Raw genomic sequence first — 10,308 nt, forward strand, 5'->3', positions numbered from 1 at the left:
TCTTATTTTATTCAAACATTTCCAAAATTCGTTCCAACTCATCGTCGGAATAATATTCTATTTCAATACGGCCGCCTTTTTTGCCGTGTTTAATGCGAACTTGCGTGCTCAGAGACGAACGGAGTCGATCCTCGGCCTCAACGATAAAATAAGGTTTATTTTTTTCCTGATCTTCGGACGTTGTTTTTTTCTCAGACCGGATTGACTTTTTCGTCAACCTTTCGACTTCGCGAACGGATAATTTGTTTTTGACAGCCTTCTCCCAGATCCCCATCTGCAAAGTTTTATCTTCGATAGCAAGCAGGGCGCGGCCATGTCCCATGTTTATTTCTCCGCGAACCAGACTTTGCTGTATGGGTTCGGGCAATTTTAGCAGACGCAAAAAATTCGCCACAGTGGAGCGTTCTTTTCCCACACGCCGAGAAACTTGTTCCTGGGTTAAGTTGCATTGCGTCAAAAGAGTTTGATACGCTCTGGCGACGTCTATCGGATTGAGATCTTCGCGCTGAATGTTTTCGATCAGCGAGAGTTCCAGCATTTCTTCGTCAGATTCCACCTCGAGTACGTACGCCGGAATTCGCTCCACTTCCAACTGACTCACTGCACGCAATCGCCGCTCGCCGGAAATCAACTCATAACCGTCATCCTTCCGCCGGACGGTAATCGGTTGAATAATTCCTTTTTCGGCAATCGAATTTCTCAATTCGGACAACGCGACTTCATCAAAATTTCCGCGAGGTTGGAATGGATTGGGTCGGATTTTTCGGACTTCAATTTCTTGAATCGAGTTTACGCGCGCCGTCGTATCTTCCGGAGGAACGTCGGGAATTAACGCTCTGAGGCCCTTTCCCAGCCGTTTATTGGCCATTCTTTATTAATTCCTCTGCTAAACTCATATAATTTTCCGCGCCGGTCGATACCGCGTCGTACAAAATAATCGGCTTGCCAAAACTCGGCGCCTCGCTAATTCGTACATTGCGGTTGATCACCGTATTAAAAACTTTTTTGTCAAAAAAACGCCGCACATCGTCTGCCACCTGGTTGGATAAATTTAGCCGCGCGTCGAACATCGTCAACAGCACCCCTTCAATCTCCAACTTTTTATTCAAGTGTTTCTGCACAAGCCGCACCGTATTTAAAAGCTGACTCAGTCCTTCCAATGCGTAATATTCGCACTGAATCGGAATCAACACAGAATCTGAAGCAGTCATCGCGTTCAAAGTGAGCAACCCCAGGGACGGCGGACAATCAATAAAAATATACTTGTATTTATCTTTGATTTTGGGTAAAATTCCCGCTAAAACTTTTTCGCGAGACATGCTGGGAACCAATTCGATTTCCGCACCCACCAGATCTTGATTTGAAGGCAATAAGTCTAAATATTCAAGGTCTGTTTTTATGATCGCGTCAGTGAGATTTTCGCCCTTAATTAGTACATTGTAAATACTTGTTTCTATTTTCTTTGAATCGAATCCAAGGCCGCTTGTCGAATTCGCTTGAGGGTCAATGTCAATCAATAAAACCGGGTATTCGGCTACCGCCAAACACGCAGAAAGATTTACAGCCGTTGTCGTCTTTCCCACACCGCCTTTTTGGTTGGCAATGGAAATAATTTTCCCCATTCCTTCCTCCAACTATTCCGGGTATAGCTAAAAATATACTGTATTATTTTAATAAAATCAAGCTAAAAAATTGTTGGGGCTTTTTTTTAAACTTATTAGAAAATCATAAGTTCATTTTCCCAAGACAAAATTTATGCGGTGAAATTCACGACGCAATATGGCGAAAAAAATCGCCCTCCTTCAACGACACTCGTCGCAAAATCAAATATGAAATATCCGAAGCAAAACAGTCGTCGCTGATTTTCAGGCGAAATTGTATCGAAAAAAATATCTCTTCAATTTGTCTGTAATGCAGGAACAAAATTATGTGTGAAGTTGGGATACGCTTCGAGTTTAAAAATCTATTTCATCGCTTCCGCTTTGCTGCCAAAATCTCTGGAAAAAGAGAACTCCGCCATGTCGTGTTCCCACTCGCGGTGAACCATGAAATATGACAAATTTTTTCCCAGCGCCGGCCCTAACATAAAACCATGGCCGCTCATGCCGACGGCGACAAAAAAATTGGGCTCGCTGGTCTCATCGACAATCGGAGTGCCGTCCGGCGTCATCGAGTATGAGCCGGCCCACTGCCGCAGCGCCGTCACCGGTTCCAACGCCGGAATCACCCGCAACATGCGACGCGACATTTCTGTGAGAAACTCAAAAGTAGCGTCCACATTTTTACCGGGAACGCGCGTCTCTGGCGTATAACAGCCAATAATTTGCCCGGTCAATCTTTGCTGAAAATAGCAGCCGTCTTTACGATAATCCACAATCATGGGAATGCCCACATATTCCACGCCTTCGGTAATCAGCGCCTCGTGCCGCTCCGGCGCAACCGGTAAATCCAAACCAACCATCTGACCCACGTCGTAGGCATCCGGGCCTGCGGCGTTCAAAATCTGTTCCGCCCAAAAAGTTTTTCCCGAACGCGTTGTTACGGCAAACTTTCCCATGCGCTGATCAATTGTCACAACTTCTTCCCCAGTCAATATTTTCCCGCCAAATTTCCTGATGCCCAACATGTACCCTTTGAGCACAAAAAACGGATCTGCCTGACCGTCCGAATCACACCAGGTGCCGCCGACACAATCGTCCACATTCACAAAAGGAAATTTTTTCTTGATTTCCCCGGGTTCCAAAAATTGAACGTTCAGTCCCATTTGGTGCTGAATTTTCATCACACTAAAAAAACCATTTCTCTGCGCTTCGCTGAATGCCAGAAACAGATATCCCGAAGGCGCCCATGCTACGGAAAAGCCAAATTCTTTTTCCATCCCTTGGAAAAGTCGGACGCTTTCCATTGCCACGCGGATCGTCGTTTCCGTGGAAAACTGCGCTCTAATGCCGCCGATGCAGCGGCCTGTCGATCCGGCGCCCAAATATTTTTTTTCTAATAATAAAACTTTTTTGCCTGACTTTGCCAGATAATAGCCGGTTGCAGTCCCAATAATGCCTCCTCCGACAACAATCACATCGAACTCAGAACTGGTCATCGTCAACTCCCGCTAAAATTTTCAAAGGCACCGTTTTCAGCGGCGGTCGGAAACTTGGCTCCCAAACCGCAGCCAGGGGTTTCCCCGTGCGACGCGAAATGATCTGCGCAATCAATCTGCCGCATGTGCGCCCCTGACAGGGACCCATTCCCGCGCGCAGCGTTTTTTTGATTTCCGCCACCGTGGCGATGCCCATATCGATCGCATCGACAATTTCTTTGTACGTAATATCTTCGCAGCGACAAATTATGGTGTCATCTGTAATCATAATTCGACCTCAAAAATTCTGACCTGTCAATTCGTCCTTTTAAAAAATCGTACTTCCAGCGAAAGTTTTTTCGGAACCATCAAATAAACGACTGCCGTTTTGTCAAAACTTTTCGGACTCAGCGCGCGCTTCACTTTTCCGACGCCGATTTTTCCTCCGGCACGGTCAATCAATTCCACAATTTCTCCTTTTTCTGGCAGAGGTCTGAATTCATAAGGCAAACCCACTTCAGCAACGTCGTCGCCCAGACTTTCATCTACGGCAAAAATTGCCAACCCCGGACAATTCGCGATGCAAATTCCGCAGCCATTGCATTTGTCAAAATCAACGTGAGGCACGTTGGTAATGTCGCCCTCGATGGTGATTGCACCCTGGGGACAAACTTCAGTACACGGATTACAGGGAATTCGCTGCACGCACTCAATCATTACCACTCTGCCTTTTTGACGACGCGTTGCGGGAGGTATTTCAATGTCTCCGATTCCTAAAATTCCGGTCTTCAAAAATTCACTCATGGGCAGCCGCCTCCTTCATTTTGCGTTCTCCCTGGCGAGCCTTTTCTCCGAAAGGTCCCGTTCGCAACGCGCGCAAGCCTTTCCTCACCCGATTTTTCTTCCGGACGATTTCCGCGGATGAACCAAAAAGCGACTCCGCTGCCGCCAATCCCGCCATTCTACCTTCCAGCATCGCCGAAGAGGCCTCTTCGATGCCAGCCACATCTCCGGCAACAAAAACGCCTTTAACAGAAGTTTCCATGTCTTCGTTGTGCCAGACAACATTTCCGCCCAATTCCGGAATGTACAACATGCGACACTTCGCCTGAAAAAATAGTTCCGAAGCCGGATTCAGCCCCACAGCCAGACACACAGCATCTACGTCCACATCCTGCTCGGTGCCGGGAATTTCCTCCCACTTTTCATTCAACTTTACAATTGTCGCGCCTGCAACTTTTTCTTCCCCGTAGGCGCGCTTGATGGTGTGCGACGTCAAAATCGGCACGCCGCAGCGCACAAGTTTAGAGGCATGCACTTGATAAGCGCCGATTTTTGGCAGCGCCTCCACGACCGCGACGACGTCCACTCCTGCCTGCAACAGTTGGTAACTCACAATCACGCCGATATTTCCCGCGCCGACCATGAGCACTCTTTTCGCCGGCAACACACCAAAAACGTTCATCAGCGTCTGAATTCCGCCGGCGCCGTAAACTCCGGGCAAATCGTTTCCCGCAAACGAAAGCATATTTTCCGACGCGCCGCAAGCGACAATCACCTTTTTGGCGTTAATTTTGATTAATCTGTTTTTGTGCACCGCCGCCAATTGGTGCGGGTGAAAATAGCCGATGACGGAACATTCCGTAAAAATTTCAATGTCCAGTTTTTCACACTCGTCGAGCAATTTTTTCGCGATGTCGATTCCCCGGACACGGGCATGGTGTTCTTTGGAACCAAAAAACATGTGCGTCTGCTTGATGAGTTGACCCCCGATTTGAAAATTTTCATCCATCAGCAGTACCGAAGCGCCTAATTTTGCCGCCTCAATGGCAGCGGACAATCCGGCGGGGCCCGCGCCAACGATGGCAACGTCGATTTCTCTTTGAGGAATTTCACCGCGGACGTAAGAATGCCTCTTTTCCACTTTCGGAAATTCGCCCCAACCCGTCTGACTTTTCACGACCATGCCGTCGCGCACCGGTTCGAGGCAGGTTTTAACATTAGGCACTCCGTCCACTTCCATCTCGCAGGACGAACATTTGCCAATGGCACAAAAAAACCCTCGAGGACGGTGCTGCTTCAGGCTGTGCGACAACACGCGAATCCCGGCGGCGTGCAGCGCCGCTGCAATCGTATCTCCCTCAAGGGCGGCAATTTTTTTTCCGTCAAAAGTAAAAGAAATCTCTTTCCGACTCTCCGGAAATTCAAGAATCGGGTGATCTATTATCCTCATGCTCCGTTCTCCGCCTCTAATCTCATTTGCCCTGGGCTACGATTATTTTAAATTTCTCTCAGGTAAAGTTATTTTTGCAAAGCGGAACTAAATTTTGCCTAATTTTATTCCACAATATAATAAAAATCTTTTCTATTTACAAGAAAAAATATTGAATAATTTGTTGATAAATTTGACTCTCGTGCGCATGAAAATTCAAATAAGCGGATTTTGTGCTTCCTGAAATTGGGGTTGCTGACAAGCAAAAAGCGGCGTCAAATCACACCGCTTCAATTTTGAGAGAGGAATTTTCTGAGGATGAAAACAATTTTCTCGCGTCCAATAATGGCAACCATGTTCTACTATTCATTTGAGTGGAATGTGGCAAAACCAAATTGCGAATTAGCCAGGCGTCCTTTCAGCTTGAAATTTCAAACTGCATCTCAGGTCACGCTGCGAGCAACAAACGGAATCAACAATTCCCGGCCTACAGTGAGATCTCTGTCGCCGTGAATTTTGTTGATTTTCTTGATGACCTTGTCGGAAACGCCATATTTCTCCGACAATTCCCGCAGCGTTTCGCCGTCGGAAATGACGTGAATCAGCATCTTTTGCTCGGAATCATCTTTTTGAACGTCGTTGAGTTTTTGAGAAAATTCCGTGCCAAGTTGATCAACGCGAGAGTCAATGCCCTCTTTAACCTTCTGATAAATCAATCCTTTAACTTCTTTGGCGATTTTTTCTTTGGGGATTGCCTCGAAGATTTTTTCTTTCACAGCGGTGTAATTAATTTTGATTTCTCCGCTGATGATACCTTCTTTTTTCAGGTATCCGAGTGCTGCCTGAATAGCCAACACCACCACCACAACCTTCACCACAAACTTAAACATAGCAGCCACCTCCAATAGGTCACATTGCGCGAGAGCGGACAATGAGATGGGAATTTCACAGTGGTTATTACAAAAATAATGCCATTTTTCGGGAATTTTAATTTGTTACGCAGAATTAAAAATTGCCGTTGTCGCGGAAGTTGAAAAAATGGTAACTATACGAGACGAGCCTCGAAGCCGCCAAACTCATACCCTTCCAAAAGTTACAAACCTTTGAAAGGCTTCTAAAAAATCCCCAAAACTCAATTAGACTCCATTGTTTCTTTCAAAATTCGCTCAAAGCGCGACTTGTAAATCAAATCGTAGGTCTCTTCCTTGTCCGGGAAAAGCCGCAGCACAGCCTTTTTGGTCTCGGAAATTAATGCCAGCGCTTCCATGGTCGACAAATCTCCTTGCCGCAAGCGCGCTGCCGTGGCGTCGACAATCAGACGCAAAAATTGCATTTTTCGATTTTCTTCTCGCAGCGCATCGTCTCGACCGCTCATGGTTTTTCTCCTTTTATTTCAGAGAGGAATGCCTGAATTTGTTCCGCGTGACTGCCGCGCCAGTAAATTTTGTTGCAATTCTCACAAAAATAAAATTCACTCACTGTCTCAAAAACATAATCCGGCACGCGGTCTTTCACTTTTTCTTTAGTAATAGGCACAATCGGGCTATTGCACAGCACGCAGCGACTGAGCAAATTTTTGTGTTCATCCAATTCAAAACGAGCGATGAGCTGGCGCAATTGATCTTTCAGTTTCACTTCAGTGATAAAGTGGCTCTGTTTTTCGCCGACACGTTCCGACAGTTCACGATCACGCGTCAGCAAAATCCGATCTTCCAAAAACGCTTTGAAAAACAGATCATCATCGGAAAAATTTTTTTCGTAAAGCGTGTCGTAGCCCATAATTCGCAGCCATTTTGCCAGCGTGCCCAGCATGGCATCGACGATAAATTTCAAGTGCTTTCTCCAAAAATTCAAATTTAAAGCCAGCCTTGCTCGCAATACCAGCGATAGGTTCGTTTGATGCCTTTTTCGAGAGAAATTTCCGGTTTGAAGCCGAGCGTTTTCTCCGCTTTTGCGCCGTCCACCAGCCAGAATTGCTCCTTCATTTCGCGCGCCTTGTCTTTGTTCAGCAGCGCCGGTTTTCGTGTGATTTTTGCCGCCAGTTCACCCAAAAAAGCAGCCACGTTCACTCCGAATTCCGGAACAACCACTTGAATGGATTTTTTGCCCATTGCCTGTGCAATTTTATTTTCGAACTCGGCCCAGTCACACGCTTCACCCGTGAGAAAAAAAATCTGGTTCGCTCCCCGTTCATTTTCAGCAGCACGCACGATACCGCGAACCAAATCGTCAACGTAGATGATGCTGATTCGCCGCTCTTTTTTCCCGACGCGCGGCTTGACGCCCCAATTAATATATTTGAAAATTTCCAGAATATCGTCATCTCGCGGCCCATAAACCGACGGCGGCCGCAAAATGGTCACCGGAAAATTCGACCGATATTCCCACACGAATTTTTCCGCCTCTCGTTTGCTTTTTCCGTAAAGCGAAATGGGAGCGGGCTCGTCGTTTTCGTTAATTTTTCTGCCATCTGAGCTGGGGCCCACCGCGGCCTGACTGGAGACATAGACGAATCTTTTCAGGTTCACATTTTCGCGCACACAGGTGTCGAGCAAATTTTTCGTCCCCAGGGCATTGACGCGAAAAAAATCATCCCACGAAAGAGCGCGAACCAATCCTCCCAAATGAAAAACGACATCCACATCTTTCACCGCCGGGATCAGCGTCTCCGATTGCGTGACGTCGCCGTAAACAAATTCCACCGGCAAATTCTCAATCCAGCGCAAATCGCTCGTCTTTCGCACCAGACATCTCACAGCGTATTTTTTTTCCACCAATTTTTCAATCAGGTGGCTGCCGATAAATCCGTTGCTGCCGGTTACGAATGCGCGCATGGGCGTCCTCGATTTAATTTTTTGTGCGCTGTCTATTTTGAAATCTGTCGTCATTTGCATAATCAAAATTATCTAAATCAGTTTCATTGCCGCGAGCTTTAGCTCGTGATCTGCAAGCCAGGCTTCAGATCAATAACAACTTTCTCAAAGGCAAAACAAACAATATTCCAATTTTTTGTCTTTAGTTTAAATGTAATAATTTAAAACAAATAAATCAACAAAAGAATTCCAATTTTTGTACAATTTGATTTTACACTTGACAATTTGAAAAATGATGTTTATATTTTACAATAATTAAATATTTCTGACAAACGGAGGTAACCCACCATTGGATTTATTTGAAAAAGCTTACAGAGACTCGCGAGCTGAAGATGCGAAGGCGGAAGGTTATTACCCTTATTTTAAAGCCATTCAATCCGGCGCGGGTTCGACAGTAATGATAGACGGCAAAAAATTCATTATGATCGGATCCAATAATTATCTGGGATTGACGCAGGACCCGCGCATCAAAAAAGCCGCTGTCGATGCCATGGAGAAATTCGGTTCCGGGTGTACCGGATCGCGATTTTTGAACGGGACTCTCATTTTGCATGAGGAGTTAGAAGCCAAATTGGCTGATTTTATGCGCAAAGAAGCCGCGCTGGTTTTTTCCACCGGATTTCAAACCAACCAGGGGACAATTTCTTCCATCGTGGGCAAAAGCGATCTCATTTTTGGCGACAAAGAAAATCACGCCAGCATTGTTGACGGCTGCCGGCTGTCCTTCGGAAAAAACTACAAATATCGCCACAACGACGCGGCTGATCTGGAGCGCTTGCTCAAAATGCACAACGATCACAGCGGCGGAAAACTGATCGTCTCCGACGGCGTTTTCAGCATGGGCGGTGACATTGTCAACTTGCCGGAATTGATCAAATTGAAAAAGAAATACGGCGCGCGCTTGATGATCGACGACGCTCACTCCTGCGGCGTGCTGGGCAAACACGGCAGAGGAACTTCCGAGTATTTTGACATGGAAGACGACGTGGACCTGGTCATGGGAACTTTCAGCAAATCTTTTGCTTCGCTCGGCGGTTTTATCGCCGGAGAAAAGAAGGTCGTGGAATTCATCAAACACACGGCTCGCGCGCTGATTTTTTCCGCGAGTATGCCGCCGTCCGCAGTCGCTACAGTGAGCAAGGCGCTGGACATTCTGAAATCGGAACCGGAACGTCTGGAAAAACTACACTACAATGCGGAGAAAATGCGCAAGGCTTACAATGAGATGGGCTTTAACACCGGGAACTCGCAAACGCCAATCATTCCCATCATCATCGGCGACGACATGAAAACTTTCGGTTTCTGGAAATTACTCTATGAAAACGGGATTTTTTCCAATCCAGTGATCAGCCCGGCCGTCGAGCCCGGCAATGCGCTGCTACGAACAAGCTACATGGCAACGCACACCGAAGAAGAGTTGGATCAGGTGCTTGATATTTTTTACAAATTAGGAAAACAATTTCAATTGATTTAAGTGCTGAAATGCGTTCTTATTCAAAAATTTTTCCCTCACATCTTTTGACACCTGTCTGAAATTAGCGTCATGCAATAAATTTGACGCCCGGGCAGGTGTTTCATTTTCAGCCAAAAGGAGCATGCGCATGAACAATAAGAACATTGAAATCACCAAAGTGCAAAGCAAACGCGATGTGAAGCAGTTTGTTACTTTCCCCTGGAAAATCTACAAAAATGACGCAGTCTGGGTGCCGCCGCTCATTTCACAACAAAAAGAGATGCTGGACAAAGCCAAACATCCTTTTTTCGAACACTCTGACGCTGATTTTTATCTGGCGCGCCGCGGCAAAGAAATTGTCGGCACTGTCGCCACCATCATTAACAACCGCCACAATGAAGTGCACAACGAAAACGTTGGCTTCTTTGGTTTTTTTGAAACGATCGAAGATTACTCGGTAGCAAAGGCGCTGTTAGATCACGTCATGAATTGGGCAAAAGAAAAGAAATTTGACGCGGTGAAAGGCCCGGAAAGTTTTTCCCAGAACGAAGTCTGCGGCTTGCTCATTGACGGCTTCGACACGCCGCCGGTGATCTTGATGGCGCACAACCCGCCGTATTATCAGGATTTCATTGAAAAATATGGTTTCACGAAAGCCATGGATCTCTGGGCCTGGTACATGGACGCCAACAAC

12 protein-coding genes are annotated in these 10,308 nt (G+C 46.3%); 2 read left to right on the forward strand and 10 right to left on the reverse strand.

The window, feature by feature from the left end:
* Positions 1 to 7: 7 nt before the first annotated feature.
* The 10 genes from GXO74_02265 to GXO74_02310 form a co-directional block, all read right to left on the reverse strand.
* Positions 8 to 868, reverse strand: coding sequence for a ParB/RepB/Spo0J family partition protein (locus GXO74_02265; GenBank protein ID NOZ60482.1), 861 nt, complete (start codon positions 866 to 868; stop codon positions 8 to 10).
* Positions 858 to 1,622, reverse strand: coding sequence for a ParA family protein (locus tag GXO74_02270; protein ID NOZ60483.1), 765 nt, complete (start codon positions 1,620 to 1,622; stop codon positions 858 to 860). The genes GXO74_02265 and GXO74_02270 overlap by 11 nt, the downstream gene beginning before the upstream one ends.
* 341 nt (positions 1,623 to 1,963) lie before the next feature.
* Positions 1,964 to 3,097, reverse strand: a complete 1,134-nt coding sequence (locus GXO74_02275) for an FAD-binding oxidoreductase (GenBank protein ID NOZ60484.1) — start codon at positions 3,095 to 3,097, stop codon at positions 1,964 to 1,966.
* Positions 3,084 to 3,365: a (2Fe-2S)-binding protein gene (locus GXO74_02280; protein NOZ60485.1), complete on the reverse strand. Its 282-nt coding sequence runs from the start codon at positions 3,363 to 3,365 to the stop codon at positions 3,084 to 3,086. Before GXO74_02280 ends, GXO74_02275 begins: the two co-directional genes overlap by 14 nt.
* A 26-nt stretch (positions 3,366 to 3,391) precedes the next feature.
* The gene (locus GXO74_02285; GenBank protein ID NOZ60486.1) at positions 3,392 to 3,880 is read right to left on the reverse strand and encodes a 4Fe-4S ferredoxin; all 489 of its coding nucleotides are present in this window, start codon (positions 3,878 to 3,880) and stop codon (positions 3,392 to 3,394) included.
* Positions 3,873 to 5,309: an FAD-dependent oxidoreductase gene (locus GXO74_02290; GenBank protein ID NOZ60487.1), complete on the reverse strand. Its 1,437-nt coding sequence runs from the start codon at positions 5,307 to 5,309 to the stop codon at positions 3,873 to 3,875. The genes GXO74_02285 and GXO74_02290 overlap by 8 nt, the downstream gene beginning before the upstream one ends.
* Positions 5,310 to 5,731: 422 nt before the next feature.
* On the reverse strand, positions 5,732 to 6,178 hold the full coding sequence (locus tag GXO74_02295) for a LysM peptidoglycan-binding domain-containing protein (protein NOZ60488.1): 447 nt from the start codon (positions 6,176 to 6,178) through the stop codon (positions 5,732 to 5,734).
* A 242-nt stretch (positions 6,179 to 6,420) separates the two neighbouring features.
* On the reverse strand, positions 6,421 to 6,663 hold the full coding sequence (locus GXO74_02300) for a hypothetical protein (protein NOZ60489.1): 243 nt from the start codon (positions 6,661 to 6,663) through the stop codon (positions 6,421 to 6,423).
* Positions 6,660 to 7,121: a hypothetical protein gene (locus tag GXO74_02305; GenBank protein ID NOZ60490.1), complete on the reverse strand. Its 462-nt coding sequence runs from the start codon at positions 7,119 to 7,121 to the stop codon at positions 6,660 to 6,662. Before GXO74_02305 ends, GXO74_02300 begins: the two co-directional genes overlap by 4 nt.
* 23 nt (positions 7,122 to 7,144) lie before the next feature.
* Positions 7,145 to 8,122 carry an NAD-dependent epimerase/dehydratase family protein gene (locus GXO74_02310; GenBank protein NOZ60491.1) on the reverse strand — a complete coding sequence of 326 codons (978 nt, stop codon included), beginning with the start codon at positions 8,120 to 8,122 and terminating at the stop codon, positions 7,145 to 7,147.
* A 328-nt stretch (positions 8,123 to 8,450) separates the two neighbouring features.
* On the opposite strand from GXO74_02310, the gene GXO74_02315 reads away from it, so the two are divergent.
* Both GXO74_02315 and GXO74_02320 read left to right on the forward strand, forming a co-directional pair.
* Complete coding sequence (locus GXO74_02315) at positions 8,451 to 9,635, forward strand: aminotransferase class I/II-fold pyridoxal phosphate-dependent enzyme (GenBank protein ID NOZ60492.1); 1,185 nt, start codon at positions 8,451 to 8,453, stop codon at positions 9,633 to 9,635.
* A 127-nt stretch (positions 9,636 to 9,762) separates the two neighbouring features.
* On the forward strand, positions 9,763 to 10,308 hold a 546-nt coding region (locus GXO74_02320; protein NOZ60493.1), incomplete at its 3' end, for a GNAT family N-acetyltransferase.

The organism is Calditrichota bacterium, from assembly GCA_013152715.1.
Taxonomy (GTDB): domain Bacteria; phylum Zhuqueibacterota; class Zhuqueibacteria; order Thermofontimicrobiales; family Thermofontimicrobiaceae; genus 4484-87.

What these genes read in the sequence shown, in the direction of transcription:
- GXO74_02265 (NOZ60482.1), bottom strand. Translation starts at nt 868, where the DNA reads ATGGCCAATAAACGGCTGGGAAAGGGCCTCAGAGCGTTAATTCCCGAC.
- GXO74_02270 (NOZ60483.1), bottom strand. Translation starts at nt 1,622, where the DNA reads ATGGGGAAAATTATTTCCATTGCCAACCAAAAAGGCGGTGTGGGAAAG.
- GXO74_02275 (NOZ60484.1), bottom strand. Translation starts at nt 3,097, where the DNA reads ATGACCAGTTCTGAGTTCGATGTGATTGTTGTCGGAGGAGGCATTATT.
- GXO74_02280 (NOZ60485.1), bottom strand. Translation starts at nt 3,365, where the DNA reads ATGATTACAGATGACACCATAATTTGTCGCTGCGAAGATATTACGTAC.
- GXO74_02285 (NOZ60486.1), bottom strand. Translation starts at nt 3,880, where the DNA reads ATGAGTGAATTTTTGAAGACCGGAATTTTAGGAATCGGAGACATTGAA.
- GXO74_02290 (NOZ60487.1), bottom strand. Translation starts at nt 5,309, where the DNA reads ATGAGGATAATAGATCACCCGATTCTTGAATTTCCGGAGAGTCGGAAA.
- GXO74_02295 (NOZ60488.1), bottom strand. Translation starts at nt 6,178, where the DNA reads ATGTTTAAGTTTGTGGTGAAGGTTGTGGTGGTGGTGTTGGCTATTCAG.
- GXO74_02300 (NOZ60489.1), bottom strand. Translation starts at nt 6,663, where the DNA reads ATGAGCGGTCGAGACGATGCGCTGCGAGAAGAAAATCGAAAAATGCAA.
- GXO74_02310 (NOZ60491.1), bottom strand. Translation starts at nt 8,122, where the DNA reads ATGCGCGCATTCGTAACCGGCAGCAACGGATTTATCGGCAGCCACCTG.